Origin of the sequence: Pseudomonas sp. RA_15y_Pfl1_P11, from assembly GCF_963970975.1 — a bacterium.
GTDB lineage: Bacteria > Pseudomonadota > Gammaproteobacteria > Pseudomonadales > Pseudomonadaceae > Aquipseudomonas > Aquipseudomonas tritici.
Map to the genome: position 1 here is coordinate 55,166 of NZ_CAXAOY010000018.1, position 25,223 is coordinate 80,388.

At 62.2% G+C, this 25,223-nt stretch carries 23 protein-coding genes; 14 read left to right on the forward strand and 9 right to left on the reverse strand.

Annotated features, from left to right (window positions below):
* Positions 1-110 precede the first annotated feature (110 nt).
* Genes AACY44_RS21305 through AACY44_RS21315 form a run of 3 tightly spaced genes read left to right on the forward strand, consistent with a single transcriptional unit; the run spans position 111 to position 3,114 of the window.
* Positions 111-1,448: an alginate export family protein gene (locus AACY44_RS21305; protein ID WP_339419467.1), complete on the forward strand. Its 1,338-nt coding sequence runs from the start codon at positions 111-113 to the stop codon at positions 1,446-1,448.
* Between the two features lie 40 nt (positions 1,449-1,488).
* Entirely contained in the window at positions 1,489-2,592 is a 1,104-nt protein-coding gene (locus AACY44_RS21310; protein WP_339419465.1) for a polyamine ABC transporter substrate-binding protein, read from the forward strand.
* Between the two features lie 42 nt (positions 2,593-2,634).
* Entirely contained in the window at positions 2,635-3,114 is a 480-nt protein-coding gene (locus tag AACY44_RS21315) for a DUF3237 domain-containing protein (protein WP_339419464.1), read from the forward strand.
* 19 nt (positions 3,115-3,133) lie between these two features.
* Here the strand turns inward: AACY44_RS21315 and AACY44_RS21320 are convergent, their stop codons facing one another.
* Positions 3,134-3,745, reverse strand: a complete 612-nt coding sequence (locus AACY44_RS21320; RefSeq protein WP_339419463.1) for a TetR/AcrR family transcriptional regulator — start codon at positions 3,743-3,745, stop codon at positions 3,134-3,136.
* A gap of 98 nt (positions 3,746-3,843) precedes the next feature.
* Positions 3,844-5,598 (reverse strand): sigma 54-interacting transcriptional regulator, encoded by a 1,755-nt coding sequence (locus tag AACY44_RS21325; RefSeq protein WP_339493490.1) that lies wholly within the window; start codon positions 5,596-5,598, stop codon positions 3,844-3,846.
* A gap of 271 nt (positions 5,599-5,869) precedes the next feature.
* Between AACY44_RS21325 and AACY44_RS21330 the strand changes: the two genes are divergently transcribed.
* The 3 genes from AACY44_RS21330 (at position 5,870) to AACY44_RS21340 (ending at position 9,215) form a co-directional block, all read left to right on the forward strand.
* A complete protein-coding gene (locus AACY44_RS21330; RefSeq protein WP_339419460.1) occupies positions 5,870-7,345 on the forward strand; it encodes a benzaldehyde dehydrogenase in 1,476 nt (491 codons plus the stop codon).
* A gap of 73 nt (positions 7,346-7,418) precedes the next feature.
* Positions 7,419-8,186, forward strand: coding sequence for a coniferyl-alcohol dehydrogenase (locus AACY44_RS21335; protein WP_339419458.1), 768 nt, complete (start codon positions 7,419-7,421; stop codon positions 8,184-8,186).
* Positions 8,187-8,267: 81 nt separating this feature from the next.
* Positions 8,268-9,215, forward strand: a complete 948-nt coding sequence (locus tag AACY44_RS21340) for a SphA family protein (RefSeq protein ID WP_339428065.1) — start codon at positions 8,268-8,270, stop codon at positions 9,213-9,215.
* Here the strand turns inward: AACY44_RS21340 and mhpT are convergent.
* Positions 9,193-10,401 (reverse strand): 3-(3-hydroxy-phenyl)propionate transporter MhpT, encoded by a 1,209-nt coding sequence (mhpT, locus tag AACY44_RS21345; RefSeq protein WP_339419456.1) that lies wholly within the window; start codon positions 10,399-10,401, stop codon positions 9,193-9,195. The two genes, AACY44_RS21340 and mhpT, sit on opposite strands and share 23 nt — an antisense overlap.
* Positions 10,402-10,706: 305 nt before the next feature.
* Between mhpT and AACY44_RS21350 the strand changes: the two genes are divergently transcribed.
* Entirely contained in the window at positions 10,707-12,032 is a 1,326-nt protein-coding gene (locus AACY44_RS21350) for an OprD family porin (protein ID WP_339428064.1), read from the forward strand.
* A 5-nt stretch (positions 12,033-12,037) separates the two neighbouring features.
* On the opposite strand, the gene AACY44_RS21355 is transcribed toward AACY44_RS21350, so the two are convergent.
* Positions 12,038-12,526, reverse strand: a complete 489-nt coding sequence (locus AACY44_RS21355) for a MarR family winged helix-turn-helix transcriptional regulator (protein ID WP_339419453.1) — start codon at positions 12,524-12,526, stop codon at positions 12,038-12,040.
* Positions 12,527-12,739: 213 nt separating this feature from the next.
* Here AACY44_RS21355 and AACY44_RS21360 point away from each other — a divergent pair, with 213 nt between their 5' ends.
* The 6 genes from AACY44_RS21360 (at position 12,740) to AACY44_RS21385 (ending at position 20,803) form a co-directional block, all read left to right on the forward strand.
* Entirely contained in the window at positions 12,740-13,570 is an 831-nt protein-coding gene (locus tag AACY44_RS21360; protein ID WP_010567568.1) for a p-hydroxycinnamoyl CoA hydratase/lyase, read from the forward strand.
* Positions 13,571-13,646: 76 nt separating this feature from the next.
* Positions 13,647-15,095 carry an aldehyde dehydrogenase gene (locus AACY44_RS21365; RefSeq protein WP_339419449.1) on the forward strand — a complete coding sequence of 483 codons (1,449 nt, stop codon included), beginning with the start codon at positions 13,647-13,649 and terminating at the stop codon, positions 15,093-15,095.
* A 62-nt stretch (positions 15,096-15,157) separates the two neighbouring features.
* Positions 15,158-17,032 carry a feruloyl-CoA synthase gene (locus tag AACY44_RS21370; RefSeq protein ID WP_339419447.1) on the forward strand — a complete coding sequence of 625 codons (1,875 nt, stop codon included), beginning with the start codon at positions 15,158-15,160 and terminating at the stop codon, positions 17,030-17,032.
* Positions 17,029-18,264 (forward strand): thiolase family protein, encoded by a 1,236-nt coding sequence (locus AACY44_RS21375; RefSeq protein WP_339530989.1) that lies wholly within the window; start codon positions 17,029-17,031, stop codon positions 18,262-18,264. The genes AACY44_RS21370 and AACY44_RS21375 overlap by 4 nt, the downstream gene beginning before the upstream one ends.
* Positions 18,265-18,291: 27 nt before the next feature.
* Positions 18,292-20,034 carry an acyl-CoA dehydrogenase gene (locus AACY44_RS21380; RefSeq protein ID WP_339419443.1) on the forward strand — a complete coding sequence of 581 codons (1,743 nt, stop codon included), beginning with the start codon at positions 18,292-18,294 and terminating at the stop codon, positions 20,032-20,034.
* 55 nt (positions 20,035-20,089) lie between these two features.
* The gene (locus tag AACY44_RS21385; RefSeq protein ID WP_339419441.1) at positions 20,090-20,803 is read left to right on the forward strand and encodes a GntR family transcriptional regulator; all 714 of its coding nucleotides are present in this window, start codon (positions 20,090-20,092) and stop codon (positions 20,801-20,803) included.
* Positions 20,804-20,809: 6 nt separating this feature from the next.
* Here the strand turns inward: AACY44_RS21385 and AACY44_RS21390 are convergent, their stop codons facing one another.
* The 3 genes from AACY44_RS21390 to AACY44_RS21400 all read right to left on the reverse strand — a co-directional run bounded on the left by AACY44_RS21390 (position 20,810) and on the right by AACY44_RS21400 (position 23,412).
* Positions 20,810-21,760: a PDR/VanB family oxidoreductase gene (locus AACY44_RS21390; RefSeq protein WP_339419439.1), complete on the reverse strand. Its 951-nt coding sequence runs from the start codon at positions 21,758-21,760 to the stop codon at positions 20,810-20,812.
* 28 nt (positions 21,761-21,788) lie between these two features.
* Positions 21,789-22,847, reverse strand: coding sequence for an aromatic ring-hydroxylating dioxygenase subunit alpha (locus AACY44_RS21395; protein WP_339419437.1), 1,059 nt, complete (start codon positions 22,845-22,847; stop codon positions 21,789-21,791).
* Positions 22,848-23,136: 289 nt separating this feature from the next.
* Positions 23,137-23,412 (reverse strand): DUF2169 domain-containing protein, encoded by a 276-nt coding sequence (locus AACY44_RS21400; protein WP_339419435.1) that lies wholly within the window; start codon positions 23,410-23,412, stop codon positions 23,137-23,139.
* Between the two features lie 268 nt (positions 23,413-23,680).
* On the opposite strand from AACY44_RS21400, the gene AACY44_RS21405 reads away from it, so the two are divergent.
* The gene (locus AACY44_RS21405; protein WP_445261930.1) at positions 23,681-24,232 is read left to right on the forward strand and encodes an amino acid permease; all 552 of its coding nucleotides are present in this window, start codon (positions 23,681-23,683) and stop codon (positions 24,230-24,232) included.
* An 88-nt stretch (positions 24,233-24,320) separates the two neighbouring features.
* On the opposite strand, the gene AACY44_RS21410 is transcribed toward AACY44_RS21405, so the two are convergent.
* Positions 24,321-24,776: a YeeE/YedE family protein gene (locus AACY44_RS21410; RefSeq protein WP_339530990.1), complete on the reverse strand. Its 456-nt coding sequence runs from the start codon at positions 24,774-24,776 to the stop codon at positions 24,321-24,323.
* A gap of 2 nt (positions 24,777-24,778) precedes the next feature.
* The gene (locus AACY44_RS21415; protein WP_339419429.1) at positions 24,779-25,213 is read right to left on the reverse strand and encodes a YeeE/YedE family protein; all 435 of its coding nucleotides are present in this window, start codon (positions 25,211-25,213) and stop codon (positions 24,779-24,781) included.
* Positions 25,214-25,223 lie beyond the last annotated feature (10 nt).

Consider the following 25,223-nt stretch of genomic DNA (forward strand, 5'->3'; position numbering starts at 1 on the left):
GCAAAAAATAAGAGTTTTGCGTTCTATTCACCTGGCTTGCCCAAGTGTTGGCGGCGCCCTGCGTCGCCATTGACTGCCCTGTAACAACAATAATTCCACAGGAGCTTCTTATGGTATTCAGCAAGCGTTTCTCTCGAGCGCTGTTGGCGGTCGGCTTACCCTTGACCACCCACGTCGCATTCGCGGGCTACACCTTTGAGGACGGCGATCTCAAGGGCGAAGTCAATCTCACGGCAGGCGGGGCGACGTTGTTTACCCGTGGTGTCAACTTCGGCAGCGGCCAGGTCGATGCGCGCAACGGTAAAAACGGCGGCGCCCGGATCAACTGGCAAGAGGTCTACGTAAAACCGGGGGTCAAACTCGAGTATGCGTTGCAACCGGATTTTAGCCTGCTCGCGGGCGGTTCCCTGGTGGCAGCGAGCACCTTCGGCGATGGCGACGCGGGTGGCTTCAGCCGCAGCTCCGATGGCAAGGCCGCAGCCGAAGAACTCTACGGCGGTTTTCGCGCCGGCGAGTGGACGCTCACCGCCGGCCGCCAGAACTACATGATCGGTACGGGGTTCATCGTCATGGACGGTAACCTCGACCAGTACAAGGATGGCGCCTACTGGCTCGGCCCGCGAACCGCCTTCAAGGATTCGGCGATCCTTGCCTGGGATCATGGCGCGCTGAAGTCCCAGGCCTTCACCTTACGCACCGATGATGACTTGGGCGATTTCCGCATGACCGGCGTCAACGTGGATTACAACGTTGATGACCAGGTGACGCTCGGCGCCATGGCCATGAAGGTCAATGCCCTTGGCCCCAGAGGCAGTACGCTCCCGCGCCGCCGGGACGGGATGCAGGTGTACAACCTGCGGGCACTCAACGCCAAGGTGCCCGGTGTACAGGCGCTGACGCTGAATGCCGAGTACGCGCTGGAGCGCGGCAGCGGCGAGGGGGTCGACTACGATGCCAACGCCTGGTATGCCCAGGCCGACTATGCCTTCAACACCTTGCCGCTGACGCCGGTCCTTGGCTACCGCTACGCGAGCTTTTCCGGCGACGACAACCTCACCGACAACCGGCAAAAAGCCTGGGACCCACTGAGCAAAGGCTTCGTCGACTGGAGCACGTGGCTGGTCGGGGACGTGGTCGGCAACTACCTGTTGTTCAACAGCAACGAAAACGTCCAGCAGTTCTCCCTCAAGACCCACCTCAACGAAACCCTGACCCTCGGCGCGATTCACTATCAGTTCTGGCTGGACGAGAAAAACTACATGGGCGCACCGGTCAGTGATCGGCGCTTTGCTGACGAAAGTGTGGTTTTCCTCGACTGGACACCCACGCCGTCGTTCTATACGTCGCTGTCGTACAACTGGGTCAAGCCACTGGCCGCCGCCAAACAGGTGTTCGGCAACGACCAGATGTTCAGTGCGCTGGAACTGTATTTCACCTACCGCTATTAAGTGCTGCGAGCCATCGCGGCCGCGCTGGAGTGTTTTGATCATGAACAGATTTTTGCGTAACACCGTGCTGGGCACTGTCGCCTCGTTGCTCATCAGTGGTGTTTGCCTGGCTGAAGAACGAACCGTACGGATCTACAACTGGATCGAATACCTGCCACCCGAAGTGCTCAAGAGCTTCCAGGAGGAAACCGGCATTCGCCCGATTTACGATGTGTTCGATAGCGTCGAAACCATGGAGTCCAAGCTGCTGACGGGCAACTCCGGGTATGATGTGGTGTTTCCCGGCTCCGCCAACCTGGGACGCTTGATCACGGCCGGTGCCGTGCAGCCGCTGGACCGCAAGCAGTTGCCGAACTGGCAGCACCTGGACCCGCAATTCATGCAAACCCTGGAAACCGCAGGTGACTCAGGCAATCGCTACGCCGCACCTTACCTGTGGGGCACCACGCTGATCGGCTACAACGTCGACAAGGTGCGCAAAGCCCTCGGCCCCGACGTGCAGATGAACAGCTGGGACATCATCTTCAAGGAAGAAAACCTCGCCAAGCTCGCCAGTTGTGGCGTGGGTTTCCTCGACGCCGGCAACGAGATCCTGCCGATTGCCTTGCACTATAAGGGCCTCGATCCTAATAGCCAGAAGCGTGAGGACTATGTGCAAGCCCAGGCCGTGATGATGAAGATTCGCCCTTACGTCAGTTACTTCAACTCGTCGCGCTACGGCATGGACCTGGCCAACGGTGATATCTGTGTGGGCGTGGGTTGGTCCGGCGGTATCGCACTGGCCACACGACTGGCAGATGCCGCTGGCAAGGGCGTCAAGGTCGAGATGGCACTGCCCAAGGAAGGCGCGCCGATGTGGTCGGACGTGATGATGATCCCGGCGAAGGCCCCCGATCTGGCGGAGGCCCATGCGTTCATCAATTACATCCTGCGCCCGGACGTGATTGCGCGCATCAGCAACAAGATCGGCTACCCCAACCCGAACAAGGACGCCACCGCGCTGGTGGCCGCCAGCATCCGTAACGACCCCAACATGTATGTGCCGGACGAAGCGCGCAAGACCCTGTTTGCCCTGGAGCCGATTCCGGCCGCCGTGGAGCGCATCCGTACCCGCACGTGGACCGCCATCAAGAGCAACCGCTGATCAGTGTGGCCCGGTGCGTGCGCGCCGGGCTTGGAGCTTGCCATGACTGAACGGATGGACATTGCCCCGAACTTGCAGCGGGTGCTGACCCTTCGCGTCGCGATAGGGCCAGGTGTGATGCTGGGCGACAGCGTTGAAGGTCTGCGCTGTAACTACCCGATTCTGGGCGGGGATTTCGATGGAGTCGGCATCAGCGGCCAGGTCCTGGCGGGCGGAGAAGATTTTTTTCTTTTGCGCCAGGATGGCATCGGTCAACTGGATGCCCGCTACAGCGTTAGGACCGACGAAGGCGAGGTGATCAACATCCGTAACCGGGGTGTGCTGAGCATGACTGAGGACGGGCGCCAGCTGGAGCGCGATGGTCAGTGGCCGATTCCTGAGACGGAGTACCGCTGCACCTGCACCCCGGTGTTCCAGGTGCCCAGGGGGCGGTTGGACTGGCTCACCCGATCAAGTTTTATCGGCCTGGTGCATTATCCGTGCGCCGACCAGGTGATGATTCGTTGCTATCGCTTTTACTGAGGCCCGACCCCAGAAGCTGTCAGGCCTGCATGCCGTAGAACAGCAGCTCGGTGATACGCCTGACCTGGGTTGAGTGCGCGTCGATATCCGGGTGTTCCTGGTTCACCAGTCTGAACAGTTGCAGGTGCGAGTAGTCATTCAAGAGGAACGCGGCCAACTCCACATCGAGTTGCGGGCGCAGCTTGCCGGCCCGTTGCAATTCCCGAAGCAGTTCGCTGATTTCGGCCCTGAGCGCATCGTTCATGGCCCGATAACCCGCGGGCAGTTCGTTGCTGCCACCGAACAGGATCAGCGGCAGCAGTTCACGCCACAGGCTGGGGTGCATGACTTCCAGGGCATAGCCCGTGAGCAGGCGTTCCAAGTGGCAGAGCGCTTCGACCGGGTCGTCTATTTTGTGGATCAGGCTGCGGGTGTCGGTGATCGCGCGTTGATCGGCGTGGTGCAGGATCTCCAAGATGATTTCCTGCTTGTTGCCGAAGTACTTGAACACCGTCGGCGGCGACACCCCGGCCTGGCTGGCGATCTGTTCGATGGTGGTGTTCTGGAAACCCTGGCGCTCAAACAGTTCGATCGCGGCTTTACTGATAGCTTGCCGGCGCTCGGCTTTCTGACGTTCACGCAGTCCGCTCACAGGAGATCCTTGTCACGAATTAAAAGAGGGGCGCGTGTTGGCCCCAGACCCCTGCAAAATACTTAATTGGGTAAAGCTTTTAAAGCACTCATTGCCATTCAAGGGGTTTGCCGCTGATGCTTCTTCATACGGTAAGCAAATTGAGCCCGGCTGAGCCCCACGAGCCTGGCGGCCGCGGCCAGGTTGCCGGCGCTTTGTTGCAACGCTTCATTGATCAGGCGCGATTCAAGGCCTTCGATGGAAAACCCCTGGTCCAACTGGTCGAGGGTATCCAGCAGCGTCGAGCGGGGCGCCTGCCCGGTATTTGACAGGCTGCCTTGGTCGTTCAGGCCATAGGGCTCGGCGGGCATCGGTTCGTTGCGAAACAGATGCCCCAAGTCAATGGCTTGGCCTTCGTCGCTGGCGATCAGGCCGCGTTCGATGAGGTTTTGCAGCTCGCGCACATTGCCCGCGAAGTCGTAGCGCAGCAATGTCTTCAGGGCGCGCATGGTCAGGCCTGCCGGGGTCCGGGCGTAGTCTTGGCAGAAGCGCGTCAGGAACGCATTGATCAGCAGCGGGATGTCGTCCCGGCGTTCACGCAGCGGGGGCAGGGCGATGGGGTATACGTTCAGCCGGTAGAACAGGTCTTCGCGAAAGCTCCCGTCTGCCACGGCTTTACGCAGGTCGATATTGGTGGCGGCGACCACGCGCACATCCACCTTGATCCCGCGCACCCCGCCGACCCGTTCGATTTCCCGTTCCTGCAAGGCTCGCAGCAACTTGCTTTGCCCGGGCAGGCTGAGGCTGGTGATTTCATCCAGGAACAAGGTGCCACCCTGGGCCCGTTCGAATCGCCCGGGGCGCGAGTGCGTCGCGCCGGTATAGGCGCCGCGTTCGACACCGAAGAGTTCGGCCTCCACGAGGTTATCCGGGATGGCGGCACAATTGAGTGCCACAAACGGGCTGTCATGGCGACGACTGAGCTGGTGCAGCTGGCGCGCAAACATCTCCTTGCCCACGCCGGACTCACCGCTGATCAGCACCGTCGCGGGCGTCAGTGCAACCCTTTGCAGCGCTTGCATCGCCGCGTTGAACGCGGCACTGGCGCCCACCAACGGTTGGGGCTGGCGGGTTCCGCCACTGCTGCCCACGGGGCCTGCGAGCGTGGGGGCGGCAGGGCCGGTGACGGCCTGGGACACATTCAGGTAGCGCAGGTCCTGCTCGACATCACCCCATTGCTCGGCCGTCTTGCCAATCACGCGGCAACGGCGATGGCCCATGCCACGGCATTCCACTTCGCGGAAAATCACCATTTGCCCGAAGAGGCCACTGACGAAGCCGATGGCGTAGCCGGTTTCAGTCCAGCACACCGGGTCCTGGCCGATGCCGTAGGCCCCTACATGTTCATCGGCTTCGCACGAGTGGTGCCAGAGAAATTCCCCTTCATAGAACCCTGAGTCGGCATCGAACTTGAAGTGCAGCGGTTCGACCTTGGTCATGCCTTCCAGGGTGTGCAGGTGTGTGCCGGCGCGAAACACAGCGGCGGCATCGGCCTGCGGCCAACGCTCGCGGATCAAGCGCGCATCCCGGGCGCCGGAGGCATAACCGGTGCGGGTGAACAGACCCCGAGCCTGGTCCAGTCCCAGGCGCTCGATGACCTCGGCGCGCAGGGCGCCGAACGACGAACTGTGCAGCAACAACATGCGTTGATCGTTGAGCCAGATGCGCCCATCTTCAGGGGAAAAGAACAGGCAGTCGGCCAGTTCCGCCGTGGTGGGCGAGCTGCTGTCACTGAGTTGGCGACTGTCGCCACGCGGAGGGTAGGGCGCGGTGGCCACCCGGTCGTCGCGTAGCGCGCTGTGGGGATTAGTCATTGTTATGCCCCTGCAAAGCGAGTGATCGATATGAGCAATTGCTCAGATAGTTATAAAACATAACCTTATCAATTGAACAAGTGGCAGAACCCGGGTTTTTTGTGGGCGATCGCCCCAGGCGTGTGAACGCTTCGTGGCAGGCCTCGACCCAGAGCCTTCGCCGGTTTATATGCGCGTCGTTGCGTGCAAGCGGCACAGCCTTTGCTCAACGCTTGATGCGGCGTTTGCACCTTGTGCAGACGATGACAATTACAAGAACCGGGAGTTGCCAATGTCAGTGTCTGAAACCACCCCCTTTCTACAGCGGGCCATCGCGTCCGCATGCCTGTTCAACGGCGATTGGATTCCCGCTTCGGGATCTGTGATTGACGTGATTGAACCCGCCACCGGCGAACCCCTGATGCGCTGCGCCATGGCCAACCCGGCCGACATCGCCATCGCCTGCCGCAGCGCGGCCCTGGCGCAGCCGGCCTGGGCTGCACTCGGCCCACGGGAACGCGCCGAGGTGTTTCGCAGGGCGGCGGACCTGGCCCAGCGGTCCTTCGCCGAACTGGCGCTGTACGTCGCCCGGGAAACCGGGGGCGCGTTATTCAAGGGCGAACACGAAGTGCGCGAAGCGATTGTGCTGCTGCATCAGGCGGCGGGGCTGTTGTCCCAACCTTACGGGGTGGTGCTGCCCAGTGCAGCAGGCCGACTGTCCTATGCCCGGCGCCAGCCCCACGGCGTGGTCGGGGTGATTTCACCGTTCAACTTTCCGCTGGTGCTGTCGCTGCGTTCAGTGGCCCCGGCGCTGGCGGCGGGCAATGCAGTGGTGCTCAAACCCGACCCGCAGACCCCGGTCAGCGGAGGGTTTCTCATTGCCCGGCTGTTCGAAGAGGCGGGCTTGCCCAAGGGCCTGTTGCAGGTGTTGCCCGGCGCGGCGCCGGCGGGGGAAGCGCTGTGCCGCGATCCTAATGTGCGGATGATTGCGTTCACCGGGTCCACTGCGGCGGGGCGCAAAGTTGCTGAAGTGGCCGGGCGACAGCTGAAAAAAGTCGCGCTGGAACTGGGCGGCAAAAACCCGCTGATCATTCTCGAAGACGCCGACCTCGATCTGGCCGCGAGCAATGCTGCGTGGGGCGCCTGGCTGCATCAGGGGCAAATTTGCATGGCGACCGGGCTGATTCTCGTGCATGAATCCATCGCCGAAAGCCTCACCCGCAAGCTGGTGGACAAGGCCCGGGCGCTCACCGTGGGCAACGCCGCCCGGGGTGAAGCGGCGCTCGGCCCGTTGATCAACCAACGGCAATTGCAGCGCGTGCACGAGATCGTCAGCGACAGCCTGCAGGCCGGTGCACGGCTGGAGGCGGGTGGCGACTATGACCGGTTGTTCTACCAGCCCACCGTGCTCAGTGGCGTGCGCCCGGGCATGCGCGCCTTTGAGGAAGAGATGTTCGGCCCCGTGGCCACGGTGGTCAGCTTTACCACCGACGAGGAGGCTATCGAACTGGCCAACCGCACGGAGTACGGCCTCTCGGCCGCCATCATCTCGCCCTCGGTCGGGCGCGCCATGGCCATCGGCGAGCGGCTGGACTGCGGCCTGCTGCACATCAACGACCAGACCGTGGCCGACGAATGCATCAACCCGTTCGGCGGGCGCGGTGCCTCCGGCAATGGCGGCAGCGTCGGCGGGCCGGCCGACTGGGACGAGTACAGCCAGTGGCAGTGGGTCACGGTGAAAAATACTCCGCCCGTCTATCCGTTCTGAGCCGTGGTCGTTCTGAGCCCTGGCTCATCGATTTGATACACCCACGCCTATACAAAAATAAGAGGGCTTGAACATGAACCTGCACAACAAAACCCTGATTGTCACCGGCGTCGCCTCAGGCATTGGCGCCGAACTGGCGCGGCTCGCGCGCTTCCAGGGCGCTACGGTGATCGGTGTTGATCGCCATGAACCGCAACTGACCCTGGATGGCTTCTTCCAGGCTGACCTGGGTGACCCTGCCAGCATTGATGCACTGGTGGCGCGCCTGCCATCGCGGGTCGACGGGCTGTGTAACATCGCCGGGGTGCCCGGTACGGCGCCCGTGCAAGCGGTGGCCACGGTCAATTACCTGGGGCTGCGGCACCTGACTCAATCGTTGCTGCCACGCATGCCGGCGGGCGGCAGCATCGTCAATGTTGCCTCGGTGCTCGGCGCGCAATGGCCGCAACGGCTGGCGCTGCACAAGGCCCTGGCCGAGACGCCCAGCTTCGAGGCCGGGCAGCAGTGGCTGGCGGCCAATCCGGTGGAGCCGGCCAGCTGTTATCAGTACTTCAAGGAAGCGCTGATCGTGTGGAGCTTCCAACAATCCCAGGGCTGGTTTCGCGATCACTCGGTGCGTATCAACTGCGTGGCGCCGGGGCCGGTGTTTACTCCGATTCTCGGCGATTTCGTCAGCATGCTCGGGCCGCAGCGGGTGGCCGAGGACAGCCAGCGCATGACCCGTCCAGCCCTGGCCGATGAAGTGGCGGCGGTGATTGCCTTCCTCTGCTCGGACGCCGCGCGCTGGGTCAGCGGGGTCAATCTGCCGGTGGACGGCGGGTTGGCGGCGACCTACGTGTAGGGGTTGCAACAGCGGTAAACCCCGGCGCGGATCCACCGTGCCGGGGGTCTTGAACAACAACAAAAATACAGGACATACAAGATGCTCAAGCCTATCTTGCGGACGGTTGCGGCCACGACTTTTGTCGCACTGTCACCGATTGCACACGCTTACGACCTGCCCGGACTCAACCTCGGCAGCACCAGTTTCTACGACGGCTCACCGGCCCCGGCCGGCCCGGGCTGGTACCTGGAGGAATACCTGACGTACTCCCGGGCCAGCCGCTTCAATGATGCCAACGGCAACAAGCTGGCGCTGCCCAAGCAGGACGTGGAAGTGGTGGCGCCTACCACGCAGATCATCTACGTCGGCCAACCCCTGGCCAATGGCGCGATGCCCGGATTCACCCTGATCAACACCTCGCTGGCCCATGTGAATGTCGACGATGGGTTGAACAATGCGGCGCTGAGTTCCCGTGCTGGCTTCGGTGACCTGACTGTCGGTGCCTTCCTGCAACTGCCAACCCTGAACCGCGCTGATGGCAGCCCGCTGTTGACCCAGCGTGTCGAGGCTGATGTCTCGATCCCGGTGGGGGCCTATGACCGCAATCGCTCGATCAACCCCGGCAGCAACTTCTGGTCATTCAACCCGTATTACGCGGCGACGTACTGGTTCAGCCCGAAATGGTCGGCGAGCGGGCGCTTCATGTACCTGTGGAATGGCAAGAATGATGATCCGCAGGCAGGCTTTGGGGATGTTTCCGATACCCAGGCCGGCCAGGCATTGCATGCCAACCTGACGCTGCAATATGCCTTGAGCCAGCAACTGAGCGTGGGGGTCAACGGCTATTGGTTGAAGCAAATCACCGACACCCAGGTCGATGGACACGCCGTGAGCGGGCGCCGGGAGAAGGTCTGGGCCATTGGCCCAGGCCTGATCTATGCGTTCAGCAAGGAAGATGTGCTATCGGTAAACGCTTACTTTGAACAGCAGGCGGAAAACCGCACCGAGGGCAACAAACTGGTGCTCAATTGGCTGCATAAGTTCTAGTTGGCGCCTTACGCACCATCACGCTGATGATGGTCAGTGCGGCAATCACCACCCCGGGGGACGTCGCCAGCAGTACCCCCGCGGTGCCGGCGCCGGCGGCGAGGAGTTGCCCGGCCGCCAGGGGGCCGGCCACCGAACCCAGGCGGCCAACGGCCACGGCGGCACCGACGCCGGTGGCACGCACCGACGTGGGGTAGGAGGGCGGTGCCGAGGCGTACAGCACCAACTGCGCAGCCATCACGAACAAGCCGGCGGCAAAGCCGGCGATGGCCATGGGCACGATGCCCACCGACAACCCCACCCCGGCCAGCGCCGCCAGCAACCCGGCATACACCGACAGCACCACTTTGAGGGCATTGCAGCGGTCCAGCAACACGCCGCCGAGCAGCGAACCCAGGGCGCCGCCGATATTGAAGAGCATCTGCACCATGCCCGCCTGGGGTTTGCTGAAACCCTGTTCCAGCAACAGCGACGGCAGCCAGTTAAGCAGCATGTACATCACGGTCAGGGTGAAGAAGTAGCTGAGCCACAAGGCCAGTGTGGTGCGGGCGCGGCCTTCGCCGAACAGCGCCTGGCCGGTGGAGGGGCGGGCGCCGTGCGTGTGGTCGAGTTGTTGGCGAAAGGCGCTGGATTCAGGCAGCAGCAGGATCATCAACGGCACGGCCAGCAAGGGCGCCAGGCCGCCGATGATAAACGTGGTCTGCCAGTGCTCACTGGAAAACATCGCCACTACCGCGGCCAATGCTCCCCCCAGCGGCACCCCGCAGTACATCACGCTGATGGCCGTGCCACGGTTGCGCTCGGTCACCGCTTCGGCGCACAGGGCGATCAGGTTGGGCAACGCGGCGCCCAGGCCCAGGCCGGTGAGGAAACGCACCAGCAACAAGCTTGAGTAGCTGTCGACAAAGGCGGTGCTCAGGGAAAACAGCCCGAACAGCAGCACCGCGCTGACCAGGATTTTCTTGCGCCCGATCCGGTCGGCAACCCAGCCGCCGAAGAACGCCCCCGGCAGCAGCCCGATGATTCCGACGCTGAACACCCAGCCGAGCATCTTCGGATCCAGGGCGAAGGTTTGACGTAACCCCGCGGCGGCGGTGCCGGCGGCTTGCAGATCGAACCCTTCGATCAGCGCAACGATAAAGCACAACGCAATAGTCAGCGTCGAACGACGCGATGGACTGTTCATGGCAAACCTCATTGTTGTTTTTGTTGTGGTGGCGAGCTTGAGTGGCTGCTGGATATTAAGATAACAAATATAACTAAAAAATGAATCGTGGAATAAAGTCCGCAAAAAAACAAAATAAAGTCATTAAATTCAATCAATTGAGATGTCGATATTGGCTTGGCCAAAAAATAGATAGTTTTATTAATGTTCGATTATCGGTCATATGCAGTTGACGAGTGCCGCCGGCTGTTTCCATTCTTGGCTCGCGAGGCTGACAAGGCCGAGCGTGTGCCAAACCAAAAAAACAACAAAAATGGACATCGAACATGCCAGAACTCCCTATGGAGGACGCCGCTGCAGCGGCGTCTGTCTCCTGTGTGTCGAACAACACTCCACGCCGGCTGATGGCTTTGCTGGCCTTGAGCGTGCTGCCCGGTTCGCTGTGGGCTGCAGGCTTTATCGACGACAGCCACGGCACCCTGACCTTGCGCAATTACTACCTGGACCGTGACTACAAGGACGACGGTGCGAAGACCGCCGCGCGGGAATGGGCCCAGGCATTCATCCTCAACCTGGAATCGGGTTACACCCCTGGCCCAGTGGGCTTTGGCCTGGATGTACGCGGGTTAATGGGGGTCAAGCTCGACTCTTCGCCGGACCGCAGCGGTACCGAATTGTTGCCGGTGTCGGCCAGCGACAAACGCGCCGCCGACGAGTACTCGCGCCTGGCCCCAACCGCCAAGCTGCGGTTTGCGCAAACCACGGTCAAGGCCGGCGATGTGTCGATCTTCCTGCCGTTTGCCTTTGCCAGTCCGTCGCGGCTGCTGCCGCAAACGTTTCGCGGCACCACGTTGAGCTCCAAGGACATCGATGGCCTGACACTCAACACTGGCTATATCGATCGCATCAACAAACGCGACTCCACCGACTACCAATCCATGACTGTCGCCTCACCCAACCGGCGTTTCAACGCCACCGCCACCACGTCGCACCTGGCTTACGTGGGCGGTGATTACCAGGTCAATAAAGATTTCAGCCTGCGCGCCTACCATTCGCAGATCGCGGACCTCTACCAGCAGGACACCCTGGCGCTGCTGCACAACCTGCCGGTAGGCGATGGCGTGCTTACCAGCGACCTGCGCAGTTTTTTCAGCCGTGAGGATGGCAGTGCCAAGGCGGGCAACGTCGATAACCGCAACCTCTCGGCCTTGTTTGGCTACCGCCTGGGCGGCCATCGCGTCAGCCTTGGCTACATGCACTCAAGCGGGGAGACGGCCACGCCCTATATCTCGGGAACAGAGTTGATGGGCATGAGCGAACTGACCATGAGTTCAGACTTTCTCAACGCCAAGGAGCGCACCTGGCAAGCCATCTACGACTATGACTTCGCGGCATCGGGTGTGCCGGGGCTGAAGACTCGGCTGCGGTATGTGCGTGGCGACCATATCGAACTGGCGGCTTTGAATGCCGAGGATCGCAAGGAGCGCGAGTTCCAGATGGAACTGGGGTATGTGATTCAGAGCGGCCCGTTTAAGGACGTCGGGTTTATGGCGCGCAAGTCGATCTACCGCAATGACTTCCCGAGCGGCGCGGCCTTTCGCGATGAAAACCAGACCCGTTTCCTGGTGCTCTACACCGTGGCGCTCTGGTAAGCCGATCAGTCCTGATAGACCTTCTTCAGCAAGCGCAGCAGCGCTTCACGCTCCTGGCCGTCGAGGGCGGCGGTAGCGTCCAGGTCGCTCTGTGCGGCGATTGCCTTGAGCTCTTTGAGCAGGGTTTCGCCGGTCTTGCTGAGGAAGATCCCGTAGGAGCGCTTGTCCGGCTTGCAGCGTACCCGCACGGCAAGGGCGCGGCTTTCCAGCTTGTTCAGCAACGGCACCACCTGGGGTGGCTCGATGGCCAGGGCACGTGCCAGGTCGGCCTGCATCAGCCCGGGGTTCTGCTCGATGATCGCCAGGGCCGAGAACTGCGCAGGGCGCAGGTCGTGGTCCGATAACCGACCGATCAGGTTCTGGAACAGCTTGAGCTGGGCGCGGCGCATGGCGTAACCGATCAGATCGTCCAGGGCTGAATCCAGCGGCGGCCGTCCCTCATCGTTGTCGGGCAGGCCCTGGCTGGCGGTGGCGATGTTGGAAGGCTTGGCCATTGGCAGTGCAATCCTCAGAAGGTGGAGGTTAAGAAGGCTATCTAGTTTGCCGGTATTGGCGGGCTATGGCTACGCCGGGTTTTTACGGCGCCTGCAACGTAAGGGGTTTAATCACGTGAAATATTGGTTATTCAGATTAATAGTTAATTGACATAACTATATTTGCGGTTTAATTTCGAATCATCTTCACACCCAGAACAAGAGCGTACCGCCATGAGCAATTACGAAGGCCGTTGGACCACTGTCAAGGTTGAGATCGAAGAAGGCATTGCCTGGGTCATTCTCAATCGTCCGGAAAAACGCAACGCCATGAGCCCGACCCTGAACCGGGAAATGATCGACGTCCTGGAAACCCTGGAGCAGGACCCTGCCGCCGGCGTGCTGGTACTGACCGGCGCCGGGGAAGCCTGGACCGCCGGCATGGACCTCAAGGAATACTTTCGCGAGGTGGATGCCGGCCCGGAAATCCTCCAGGAAAAAATCCGCCGCGAAGCCTCGCAATGGCAATGGAAACTGCTGCGCATGTACGCCAAGCCGACCATCGCCATGGTCAATGGCTGGTGCTTCGGCGGTGGCTTCAGCCCGCTGGTGGCCTGTGACCTGGCAATCTGCGCCGACGAAGCGACCTTCGGCCTCTCGGAAATCAACTGGGGTATCCCGCCGGGCAACCTGGTGAGCAAGGCCATGGCCGATACCGTGGGCCATCGTCAATCGCTGTACTACATCATGACCGGCAAGACCTTTGGCGGGCAGAAAGCCGCCGAAATGGGCCTGGTCAACGAAAGCGTGCCGCTGGCTCAACTGCGCGAAGTGACCATCGAGCTGGCGCGTAACCTGCTGGAGAAAAACCCGGTGGTGCTGCGTGCCGCCAAGCATGGCTTCAAGCGTTGCCGCGAACTGACCTGGGAGCAGAACGAGGATTACCTCTACGCCAAGCTCGATCAGTCGCGCCTGCTCGACACCGAAGGCGGTCGCGAGCAGGGCATGAAGCAGTTCCTCGACGACAAGAGCATCAAGCCTGGCCTGCAGGCGTATAAACGCTGAAGGGCGCGGCCGCCTGGCCGCGCCGTTGTACTCTGCTTGAACGTATTCCCGATAAAGACAAAAAAGAGGAATCACCATGCTGGACGTGCCCCTGTTGATCGGCGGCCAGTCGTGCCACGCCCGTGACGGTCGAACCTTCGAACGTCGCAACCCGGTGACCGGTGAAGTGGTCTCTCGGGTGGCCGCCGCGACCCTGGAAGATGCCGACGCCGCCGTCGCCGCCGCTCACGCCGCGTTCCCCGCGTGGGCGGCGCTGGCGCCCAACGAACGCCGCACCCGCTTGCTCAACGCTGCCGAGCAATTGCAGGCGCGCAGCAGCGAATTCATCGCTGCCGCCGGCGAGACCGGCGCCATGCCCAACTGGTATGGCTTCAATGTGCGCCTGGCGGCCAATATGCTGCGCGAAGCGGCGTCGATGACCACCCAGATCACGGGGGAGGTGATCCCCTCCGATGTCCCCGGCAGTTTCGCCATGGCCTTGCGTCAACCTTGCGGTGTGGTGCTGGGCATCGCGCCGTGGAACGCTCCGGTCATCCTCGCCACTCGCGCCATCGCCATGCCGCTGGCCTGCGGTAATACCGTGGTGCTCAAGGCCTCGGAATTAAGCCCGGCGGTGCACCGCCTGATTGGCCAGGTATTGCAAGACGCAGGCCTGGGCGATGGCGTGGTCAATGTCATCAGCAATGCCCCGGCGGATGCCGCCGCGATTGTCGAGCGGCTGATCGCCAACCCGGCGGTGCGGCGGGTCAACTTCACCGGCTCGACCCATGTCGGGCGCATTGTCGGCGAGCTCTCGGCGCGTCACCTCAAGCCGGCGTTGCTGGAACTGGGTGGCAAGGCGCCGTTGCTGGTGCTCGACGATGCCGATCTTGACGCTGCTGTGGCGGCGGCGGCTTTTGGCGCCTATTTCAACCAGGGCCAGATTTGCATGTCCACCGAACGCCTGATCGTCGATGCCAAGGTCGCCGATGCGTTCAGCGCCAAGCTGGCGGCCAAGGTTGCGACCCTGCGTGCGGGTGATCCAGCGGCGGCGGATGCGGTACTGGGTTCCCTGGTGGACGCCAGCGCCGGCACACGCATCAAGGCCCTGATCGACGATGCTCTGGCCAAGGGCGCGCGGCTGGTGGTAGGCGGCCAACTGGAGGGCAGCATCCTGCAGCCGACCCTGATCGATGGTGTCACCGAACAGATGCGCTTGTACCGCGAAGAGTCCTTTGGACCGGTGGCCGTACTGCTGCGTGGTGAGGGTGATGAAGCCTTGTTGCGCCTGGCCAACGATTCCGAGTTCGGCCTGTCGGCGGCGATCTTCAGTCGAGACACCGGGCGCGCGCTGGCGCTGGCGCAGCGGGTCGAGTCGGGTATTTGCCATATCAACGGCCCGACGGTGCATGACGAGGCGCAGATGCCGTTTGGTGGGGTCAAGTCCAGTGGGTACGGCAGCTTTGGTGGCAAGGCGTCCATTGAGCACTTCACGCAATTGCGCTGGGTGACCTTGCAGAACGGGCCACGGCATTACCCGATCTGAGCAGGCGCCGCGACATAACAATAACAAGGCGGCTGTGATCCGCCTTGCTGGAGGACATCCTTGTGAGTTCCGAATTTCGACCGCAACCCCAGCCCGCACCGCGATACCGCGAGGTCTCCATCGGCCACGCACCGGTGGCGGTCACTGAAGAACACGGCGTGCTGCACATGCGCTCCCTGGAACCCCTGGCCGAGTTGCCGGCGCGCTTGCTCGATCGCCTGGTGCATTGGGCGCGGGTGCGGCCCGAGCAAACGTTTATCGCGGCACGCCAGGCCGGCGGTGATTGGCGCCGTGTCAGCTACCGCGAGATGCTCGACAGCGTGCGCGCGATTGCCCAGGGCCTGCTGAGTTACGGGCTGTCGGCGGACAAGCCGCTGGCCTTGCTGTCGGGCAACGACATCGAGCACTTGCAGGTCGCCCTCGGCGCGATGTACGCCGGCATTCCCTACTGCCCGGTATCGCCCGCGTACTCGTTGTTGTCCCAGGATTTCGCCAAGCTGCGGCATGTCTGCGACTTGCTGCAACCCGGGCTGGTGTTCGTCAGCGATGCGCCGGCCTACCGGCGTGCGATCGACGCCGTATTGCCGGCCGAAACCCCGCTGATCTGCGTGCGCGGCCAAGTGCCCGGGCGCAGCCAAATAAGCTTCGCCAGCCTGCTGCACACACCAGGTGGCGCAGAGGCTGAAGCGGCGTTCAAGGCCACCGGGCCTGACAGCATCGCCAAGTTTCTCTTCACCTCGGGCTCGACCAAATTGCCCAAGGCCGTGATCACCACCCAGCGCATGCTCTGCGCCAACCAGCAAATGCTGTTGCAGACATTTCCGGTGTTCGGTGAGGAACCGCCGGTACTGGTGGACTGGCTGCCGTGGAACCATACGTTTGGCGGTAGCCATAACGTCGGCATCGTGCTTTACAACGGCGGCACCTTTTACCTCGACGACGGCAAACCCACGGTCCAAGGCTTTGCCGAGACCCTGCGCAACCTCAAGGAGGTTTCGCCCACGGCTTACCTGACGGTACCCAAGGGCTGGGAAGAGCTGGTCAACGCCCTGGAACAGGACGCCGAGTTGCGCGAGCGTTTTTTTGCGCGCATGAAACTGTTCTTCTTCGCCGCCGCCGGCCTTTCCCAACGTATCTGGGATCGCCTCGACCGCGTGGCCGAACAGCACTGCGGTGAACGCATCCGCATGATGGCCGGGCTGGGCATGACCGAAGCCGCACCGTCCTGCACGTTCACCACCGGGCCGTTGTCCATGGCCGGTTATATCGGTTTGCCCGCGCCGGGCTGCGAGGTGCGCCTGGTGCCGGTGGACGGCAAGTTCGAAGGACGCTTTCGCGGGCCGCATATCATGCCGGGGTATTGGCGGGCGCCCCAGCAAACCGCCGAGGTGTTCGACGAGCAGGGGTTCTACTGTTCAGGAGATGCGATCAAGCTCGCCGACCCTCAGCAGCCGCAACTGGGCCTGATGTTCGATGGGCGGATTGCCGAGGATTTCAAGCTCTCTTCCGGGGTGTTTGTCAGCGTTGGTCCGTTGCGCAATCGCGCGGTGCTCGACGGCTCGCCCTATGTGCAGGACCTGGTGATTGCCGCGCCCGACCGCGAGTGCCTCGCAGCACTGGTGTTCCCCAGGCTCCACGAATGCCGTCGGCTAGCGGGCCTGGACGCCGACGCCAGCGACGCCCAAGTGCTGGGCAGCGCGCCGGTGCGCCAGTGGTTCGGCGACTGGTTGCAACGCCTCAATCGTGAGGCCACCGGCAATGCCAGTCGCCTGGAATGGATTGCCCTGCTCGACGAGCCGGCGTCCATCGATCGTGGGGAAATCACCGACAAAGGTTCGATCAACCAGCGGGCGGTACTGCAATGGCGCGCCGCCAAGGTCGAGGCGTTGTATCGCGGCGAAGACACCACGCTGTTGCGTGCCGAGCCCAAGCCTTGAACGGGCAGTATTCGGCATTTGCCGATGTGGCGATTTTCGAGGCCGTGCGCACCCCCTGGATTGACCTGGGTGGAGCACTGTCTCAGGTCTCACCCACTGACCTGGGGATCAAGGTTGGCCGTGAAGTATTGGCCCGGGCGGGTATTGAGCCGCAGGCAGTGGACAGCGTACTGGCCGGCTCCATGGCCCAGGCCAGCTTCGATGCCTACTTGCTGCCACGGCATATCGGCTTGTACAGCGGTGTGGCGCAAGCGGCACCGGCACTGGGGGTGCAGCGCATCTGCGCCACCGGTTTCGAGCTGTTGCGCCAGGCCGCTGTGCAACTGCGGGATGGCGTGCAACTGGCCTTGTGTGTGGCCAGTGAATCCATGTCGCGCAACCCGATTGCGGCCTACACCCATCGGGATGGGTTTCGACTCGGCGGCGAGGTGCAATTTAAGGATTTTCTCTGGGAGGCCCTTTATGACCCGGCCCCTGGCCTGGACATGATCGCCACCGCCGATAACCTGGCGCGCCGTTATGGCCTGAGCCGCAAGTCCGTGGACCGCCACGCCTGTGACAGTCATCAGCGAGCGTTGCAGGCGCAGCGTGACGACGCGTGGGCGGAAGAAATCGTCACGGTCGACAACCAGGTGTTCGAGCTTGAGGGGTATCAGCCCAGGGGCATCAGCCTGGCGCGTCGGGCCAGTGCCGTCAGCACGGACAGCCACCCACGTCCCACCGACCTTGAAGCCCTGGCACGCTTGCGCGCCGTGCACCCTGGCGGTGTACAAACCGCCGGCAACAGTTGCGCCGTGGTCGATGGCGCAGCCGCCGCACTGGTGGGGCGCGCCTCGGCCTGCACGCGTCCGGCCCTGGCGCGTCTGTTGGCCAGCGCGGTGGTCGGTGTGGCCCCCGAGTTCATGGGCATCGGCCCGGCACCGGCGATCCGCCTGCTGCTGCAACGCAGCGGGTTGAACCTGGGTGACATCGGCCGCTTCGAGATCAACGAAGCCCAGGCCGCCCAGGTACTGGCGGTGGCCTATGAACTGGAGCTGGACAGCACCCGCCTCAACGTCCACGGCGGCTCGCTTGCGCTGGGGCATCCACTGGCTGCCACCGGCCTGCGCCTGGTGATGACCCTGGCCCGACAACTGCGCCAGCACAACCTGCGCTATGGGATTGCCGCAGCGTGCGTGGGCGGCGGGCAGGGCATGGCGTTGCTGATCGAGAACCCTGTCTACCGCGCTTGATTGTTTTTTAGTCGATGAGGTGTCCCGATGTGGAGCTACGAGGCGCCTTTGCGCGATATGCAGTTTGTCCTTGAACACTGGTTGCAGGCGCCCGAAACCTGGCAGCACCACCCGGCGTTCGCGGCCCTGGACCTGCCGCTGGCGCTACAGGTGCTGGAGGAGGCGGCACGCTTCAGTCAGGGCGTATTGGCACCGTTGAACAGCAACGGTGATCGCCAGGGCTGCCGCTGGCAGGCGGGCCGGGTCAGCACCCCGGACGGCTTCGTCGAAGCCTATCGCGCCTATGTCGACGGTGGCTGGCCGGCGCTGGCGTGCGCTGAGGAGCAGGGCGGGCAGGGCTTGCCGCAACTACTTGATGCGGCGCTGCAAGAGATGCTCTACGCCAGCAACCACGCCTGGGCCATGTACACCGGGATCGCCCATGGCGCCTACCTGTGCCTCAAGACCCACGCCGCTCCCTGGCTGCAGGCACGCTACCTGCCCGAGATTGTCAGTGGCCAGGCCTTGCCCACCATGTGCCTGACCGAGCCTCAGGCCGGCAGCGATGTCGGCTTGCTGCGCTGTCGCGCTGAACCCCAGGCGGATGGCAGTTATCGCCTCAACGGCAGCAAGCTGTTTATCTCCGGCGGTGAGCACGACCTCACGGCCAATATCCTGCACCTGGTGCTGGCGCGTTTGCCCAATGCGCCGCCGGGCAGTCGCGGCCTTTCACTGTTCCTGGTGCCCAAGCAACTGGACGACGGCCGTGCCAATGGCGTGCACTGCGACGGCATCGAACACAAGATGGGCATCAAGGGCAGCGCCACCTGCTCCCTGGTATTCGACGCCGCCCAGGGCTGGCTGATCGGCGAGGCCAATCAGGGCCTCGCGGCGATGTTCGTGATGATGAATTCGGCGCGCCTGCATGTCGGCCTGCAAGGCCTGGGGCATGTCGAGGCAGCTTGGCAGAATGCTCGGCAGTACGCCGCCGAGCGTGTGCAGATGCGTGCACCGTCAAGGCCCGAAGGTGTGGCGGCCCAGGCCGCTGACCCGATCCGTTATCACCCGGCCATGCGCCGCGTGTTGCTGGAGCTGCGCACCACCAGCGAGGGTATGCGCGCCATCGGCTATTGGGCGGCGCACCTGCTTGATCAGGCCGAGCATGGCCAGGACTTGTCGGCCGCCCGTTTGGCGCCTTTGCTGACACCCATCATCAAGGCGTTTTTCACCGAACAGGGCTTTCGCCAGGCGAGCAATGCGTTGCAGGTGTTTGGCGGTTACGGCTACGTCACCGAGTTCGCCATCGAGCAAACCCTGCGGGACAGCCGCATCGCGATGATCTACGAGGGCAGTAACGAGATCCAGGCGAATGACTTGTTGCTGCGCAAAGTGCTGGGGGATGAAGGCCGAGCCTTTGGCCTGCTGCTGGCCGAGTTGCGTGCCGAGGCCGGACAGGGCTTGCAGTATGTCGAGTGCGCAGGGTTCTCCCACGCATTGGGCAGTCTGTGCGACTCGCTGGCCGGTGTGGTCAGCGCCCTGCGTGAACGCTCGCAGGAAGACAGTGAATACCCCTATCGGGCTGCGCCGGATTTCCTCCAGCTATGTGGCGTGGCGTTACTGGCCTTTGCCTGGGCGCGGGCTGCGCGTGTCTCCAGGGCATTGCCCGAAGACGATCCGTTGCGTGCTGCCAAGCTGCACAGCGCCGGGTTCTTTTTCGATTACCTGCCGTCGCGGCTGGCGCACCACCTGGGTGCCATAGAGGGCGCGCGCGCCGCGCTGGCGTTCGTCTGACGGGATCGGATGCTTGCGGTACTATGGCCGGCAATGTTTTCTGGAAGTTGCCTGGATGAGTAAGCCCGGTCAATTGGTGCTGGTTGCACTGCGCAAGATGATTGCCAGCGGGGAGTTGGTGGCGGGGGAGCGCCTGATGGAAATCCCTACGGCGCAACGTTTTGGAGTGTCGCGCATGCCGGTCCGCATGGCATTTCGTACCCTTGAGCAGGAAGGGCTGCTGGTGCCGTTTGGCGGGCGCGGCTATCAGGTGCGCTCGGTCAGCCCCAGTGACATTGCTGGCGCCGTCGAAGTGCGCGGTGTGCTGGAAGGCCTGGCTGCGCGGCAAGCCGCCGAGCATGGCCTGTCGGATGCGGCGCGTGCGGCGCTGGAGCGCTGCCTGGTGGAAGGCGACCAACTGTTCGACAAAGGCTACGTGACTGAAGATGACCTTGAGGTTTACCACGACCTGAACATGCGCTTTCACCAGGTCATCGTCGAAGGCAGCCACAACCCGGCGATCGCGGATGCGCTGGCTCGCAATGATCACCTGCCATTCGCATCGGTGACCGCGCTGGCGGTGGATCGCGAGGACATGGCCCGCGAGTACCGACGCTTCAACTATGCCCACATGCAGCACCATTCGGTGTTTGACGCCCTGGTCAATCGTCAGGGCGCGCGGGCCGAAGCCATCATGCGCGAGCACGCCAATGCGACGTTGCGTTATGCCGAGATCTTCAGCTCAGCCACCGCCGCCGCGCGCATGAAGGTGATTTTGCCCACGTCGTGACACCTGTCAGATATCGAGCACCAGCAGCGGGGTCCTCGAGCGTGAACAGCAGGGCGTGAACTGATCATTCAGCGCCTGTTCCTGCTCGGTGAGGAACAGGTCGCGGTGCTCCGGTATGCCCTCCAGCACACGGGTCAGGCAGGTGCCGCAAATTCCCTGTTCGCAGGACACGGCAATCTCGATACCGTGGCTTTCGAGGACCTGGACCACGGTCTTGTCGGCGGGGATTTCGAAGACCTGGCCGCTGCTGCCGAGTTTCACCGAAAAGCTCCCGTCGAGGCTGTTATCCACCGGTGCCGCGCTAAAGTATTCGCGGTGCAGGCAGTCTTCCTGCCAGCCCTGTGCGCGTGCGCTGTCGAGTACATGCTGCATGAACCCGCCAGGGCCGCAGACATACAGGTGCACATCGTCTGCGGCCCCGGCCAGCACCTCGGCAGCATTCAAGGCCGTGTGCGGCTGCTCATCGAAATGCAGGAACACCCGCTCGGCAAACGGCGACGCCTTGAGCCGCTGCACAAACGCCGCTCGCTCACTGGCGCGGGCACAATAATGCAGGTCGAAGTCGGCACCTGCATGGGCCAAGCGCTCGGCCATGCACAGGATCGGGGTGATGCCGATGCCGCCGGCGAACAACAGGCTACGGCGTGCTTCATGGGCCAGGGAGAACAGATTGCGTGGTTCGCTGATCGTCAGGCGGGTGCCCTCGTGTACTTGCTCGTGCAAGCTGCGCGAGCCGCCGCGAGAAGCCGGGTCGTTGAGTACGCCGATCAGATAGCGATGACGCTCCTCGGGGTGATTGCACAGCGAATACTGGCGCACCAGCCCATCCGGCAGATGCACGTCAATGTGCGCGCCGGCACTGAAGGCTGGCAGCGGCTGGCCATCGACCCTGGCCAGTTCATAGCTGCAAATGTCCTGGGTTTCGTTATTACGGGATACCACCACCACATCGATCATGTTCGGTCCTCGCAGAGTGTCGCGCCGTTCAGGCGGTGGTGGTCGTGATCAGTTGCGGTTCGAGGGCGCGTTCCTTGGCAATCAGTCGCTCCAGGATCTTGCGCGACTGCACGCCGCCAGCATCGATATTCAACTTGAGCAGGTTGCGTTGCGGGTGGGCCAGCAGGTTCTGCTGCTGACGTTCGAGCATCTCCAGGTCTTCGCTGAAAATCTTCCCCTGGCCCTCGCGAATGCTGGCGGTCAGCGCCTCATCGTGAGGGTTAAAGTTGCGCGCCATGCCCCAGAAATACCAGATTGATGTCTCGGTTTGCGGGGTGATGAAGTCGACCACGATGCTTGCAGCCTTGTGTTCCGGCGCTGCGTGGTAGCCGCCCTTGCCGGCGTGGGCCACGCCGACTTCGATCAGCACATGGCTGGGCGGGGTGAAGCGACAGATCTGCCAGCGGTCCACCGGCACGTCCTCGGCAAGGTTGTTGCCGCGCAGGGCCATGCGCCAGAACGGCGGAGCCATGATGTTTTCCATGTGCCGGGCGGTAACGACTTCGTCGCCTTCAACCGTGGTGACGGGTGGGGCTTCATCGATTTCCTTTTGGCCGATGCTGGAGGCGTGGACGTAGGTTTCGTGGGTCAGGTCCATCAGGTTGTCGATCATCAAGCGGTAATCGCACTGGATATCAAAGAGCCCGCCGCCGTAGGCCCACTGATCGCTCACGGCCCATTCAAGATGATGAATCAGCGCGGGGTCCGCCTGGGCCTGATCGCCGGGCCACACCCAGATGAAGCCGTAGCGTTCCACCACCGCAAATGTCTTGTTGCACGGAAAACCGCGCACCCGCTGGCCCGGCATTTCCACCGTCTTGCCATCGCTCCCCATGACCAGGCCGTGATACCCACAGACCAGGTTGCCGTTTTCGACATAGCCCAGCGAGAGCGGCGCGCCACGATGGGGGCAGAAATCCTCGACAGCCACGACGCCTTCCAGGCCCCGATAAAACACCATTTTTTCACCGCAGATCTGCCGACCCAGAGGTTTTTGAGCGATTTCATCGGGTGTGCAGGCGACATACCAAGTGTTCTTGGGGTACATGGCAACTCTCCAGGCGAGGTATTATTCTTATTTAGTGGATCCATTAAATTTCTGGAGCTGCTGCGAGTCAATATTTAAATCAGTAATTTCAGGTTATTTTGGGCGATTATCGACAAAATAGATTTTAATGGATCCATTGAGCTGGGGTGGTTTCGTGCGCCGATGGCAGAAGCGAAAGGCCTGCCGGCTGATTTGATTTGCTCATTAAATCCGACCTCACTAGCGAGTCACCACCGACTCCAGTTAGGTGTAATCATCAATGAATGCTCTGCCAAACCCGCGACCCACTTTAACGAAAACGCCGATCAGAAATGGTCGGCGTTTTTGTTTGTGCATTTTTATATTCGTCGCTGTGCATAGGATAATCAGCATCCGGCGGCAACCCTGGCGAACGCTCCCGCGTCCAGGTTTCGTCATAGGTTGCGGCGAGCGGCAAACGTGGCGCCCAGGCGCGGCCCACAACGCCAAATCCGGGCGGTTGGTTTTTGTAGCAGGCCGCGTTCTGCGCTATGCCGTTGGCGTCGAGTTCGCCGTCGTGATGTTTGGCCCGATCGAGGCACCACACCGGTTTGTCGATGGGCTCGATCTCTGGCCCTCGAAGATCCGCCAGTTGGAACGCCTATTGAAGCGAGCCAGGGTCGGTTCGGCTACGGCTACGGCTACGGCTACGGCGATGTAGCGGGTGTGGCGAAAGCCGGTCTCGGGGTGAACAGGCCTAACGGCGACTCCATACCAAGGCGCTACATCCAGCCGGCCGAGCCTGTTTACCACGTCCAACCACCGCGCCCGGCATGGGGGGCAAGACCATAAACATCGGCGGCCTGGTACGGACCCTGCTTGTCGCTGAACTACCCTGGGCTGCGGCCAAGGACGGGACATTTCCCCAGGCGTTCGCCATGACTAACAAACAGGGCTCTGCGTCGGTCTCGCTGTGGGTTTCCACCTTCGTCATGCAGGCGGCGATGATCCTGATGTTCTTCTCGAACAACGCGTGGAACGTGATGCTCTCCATCACCGGCGTGATGATATTGCCGGCCTACATCGGCGCCACGGGCTTCTTGTGGAAAATCATCGCGAATGGCAGTTACCCGACGACCGCAAAGGCCGGTAAAACCACGGCGTTGGTTAGCAGTGTGTTGGGTACGGTCTATGGGTGTTGGCTTGTTTATGCCGCTGGCCTTGAATACATGCTCGCCGGCGCCATGTTCTTTGCCATAGGCAACGGAGTGTTTATCTGGGCACGCAAAGAGCACTCGCCGACTGAGCCTGTGTTCAAAAGGCTCGAGATGATTGTTGCCGTGCTGCTTGTCGTCCTTGGCGTATTAGCGCTGTGGATGCTGTTCAGCGGCCACCTGGCACAGGTCTATTCTCGCGTTCCCGGTTGAACTGTTGTGACGATTCATTCAGCGCAGAGGCCTTGATCGAAGCACAGTCGAGGTCGACAGACAGCGATTTGTCCAAGGCGAAGCTGATTCAGTTGGCTTTATCTACGCTGGCGCTGATCGACGCTCCACGACGTCTGCGTCGCTCGAGCCATTCAAAGAGTCCCATGCCGGCTAACATGGCGATGACAAAAACCACACTTTCAGGAATGCCCGAGCCTAGCAGCACCAAGGCCGGCCCCGGACAAATACCCGCCACGCCCCAACCGACGCCGAACAGAAGGCTACCCATGACCAGGCGCCGATCAATATTTCGAGCGGTGGGCAGGTTCATCGGCAGCCCCAGCAGCGATCGGGTTCGCGTTCTTGCGAATTTGAAACCGACTGCCGCCACCGCAATGGCGCCGCCCATGACAAAGGCCAGTGAGGGATCCCAGCGTCCGCTCACGTCGAGGAAACCTATGACTTTGGCCGGGTTTGTCATTCCGGAAACCAGCAAGCCGATGCCGAACACCAAACCGGCAACCCACGCATAAAAAAGCGGCATGCTCAAAGGCCTCCCAGGAGATGGCCAACGACATAAACGGTGATGAAACCCGCGCTCATGAACACGAGTGTGGCGACCACGGAGCGCGGCGATAAACGCGACAGGCCACACACACCGTGACCACTGGTACACCCAGCCCCATAGCGCGTGCCAATACCGACCAGCAGGCCGGCAAGGATCACGAGTGGATAACCGGCGTCGATCTGCACCGCAGGCAATGGCGCGATAAGTTGGTAAGCCACGGGTGCCATCAGCAGCCCCAGCACAAATGCCGTTCGCCAGGCCACGTCCCCGGTCCCCGGGCGTAGCAGGCCGCCGACGATGCCGCTGATGCCGGCGATGCGACCGTTGAACAGTATCAACAGCACGGCGCCCGAGCCGATCAAGAGGCCACCGACCCATGCACTCAGCGGCGTGAAGTGGCTCATATCGATCATAGCGATTTCC

Bases quoted from the DNA above. Each gene is read 5' to 3' on its own strand.
- AACY44_RS21380 (WP_339419443.1), top strand. From the start codon at position 18,292: ATGTGGAGCTACGAGGCGCCTTTGCGCGATATGCAGTTTGTCCTTGAA.
- AACY44_RS21325 (WP_339493490.1), bottom strand. From the start codon at position 5,598: ATGACTAATCCCCACAGCGCGCTACGCGACGACCGGGTGGCCACCGCG.
- AACY44_RS21415 (WP_339419429.1), bottom strand. From the start codon at position 25,213: ATGATCGATATGAGCCACTTCACGCCGCTGAGTGCATGGGTCGGTGGC.
- AACY44_RS21315 (WP_339419464.1), top strand. From the start codon at position 2,635: ATGACTGAACGGATGGACATTGCCCCGAACTTGCAGCGGGTGCTGACC.
- mhpT (WP_339419456.1), bottom strand. From the start codon at position 10,401: ATGAACAGTCCATCGCGTCGTTCGACGCTGACTATTGCGTTGTGCTTT.
- AACY44_RS21365 (WP_339419449.1), top strand. From the start codon at position 13,647: ATGCTGGACGTGCCCCTGTTGATCGGCGGCCAGTCGTGCCACGCCCGT.
- AACY44_RS21360 (WP_010567568.1), top strand. From the start codon at position 12,740: ATGAGCAATTACGAAGGCCGTTGGACCACTGTCAAGGTTGAGATCGAA.
- AACY44_RS21410 (WP_339530990.1), bottom strand. From the start codon at position 24,776: ATGCCGCTTTTTTATGCGTGGGTTGCCGGTTTGGTGTTCGGCATCGGC.
- AACY44_RS21385 (WP_339419441.1), top strand. From the start codon at position 20,090: ATGAGTAAGCCCGGTCAATTGGTGCTGGTTGCACTGCGCAAGATGATT.
- AACY44_RS21310 (WP_339419465.1), top strand. From the start codon at position 1,489: ATGAACAGATTTTTGCGTAACACCGTGCTGGGCACTGTCGCCTCGTTG.
- AACY44_RS21395 (WP_339419437.1), bottom strand. From the start codon at position 22,847: ATGTACCCCAAGAACACTTGGTATGTCGCCTGCACACCCGATGAAATC.
- AACY44_RS21330 (WP_339419460.1), top strand. From the start codon at position 5,870: ATGTCAGTGTCTGAAACCACCCCCTTTCTACAGCGGGCCATCGCGTCC.
- AACY44_RS21355 (WP_339419453.1), bottom strand. From the start codon at position 12,526: ATGGCCAAGCCTTCCAACATCGCCACCGCCAGCCAGGGCCTGCCCGAC.
- AACY44_RS21340 (WP_339428065.1), top strand. From the start codon at position 8,268: ATGCTCAAGCCTATCTTGCGGACGGTTGCGGCCACGACTTTTGTCGCA.
- AACY44_RS21335 (WP_339419458.1), top strand. From the start codon at position 7,419: ATGAACCTGCACAACAAAACCCTGATTGTCACCGGCGTCGCCTCAGGC.
- AACY44_RS21390 (WP_339419439.1), bottom strand. From the start codon at position 21,760: ATGATCGATGTGGTGGTGGTATCCCGTAATAACGAAACCCAGGACATT.
- AACY44_RS21350 (WP_339428064.1), top strand. From the start codon at position 10,707: ATGCCAGAACTCCCTATGGAGGACGCCGCTGCAGCGGCGTCTGTCTCC.
- AACY44_RS21305 (WP_339419467.1), top strand. From the start codon at position 111: ATGGTATTCAGCAAGCGTTTCTCTCGAGCGCTGTTGGCGGTCGGCTTA.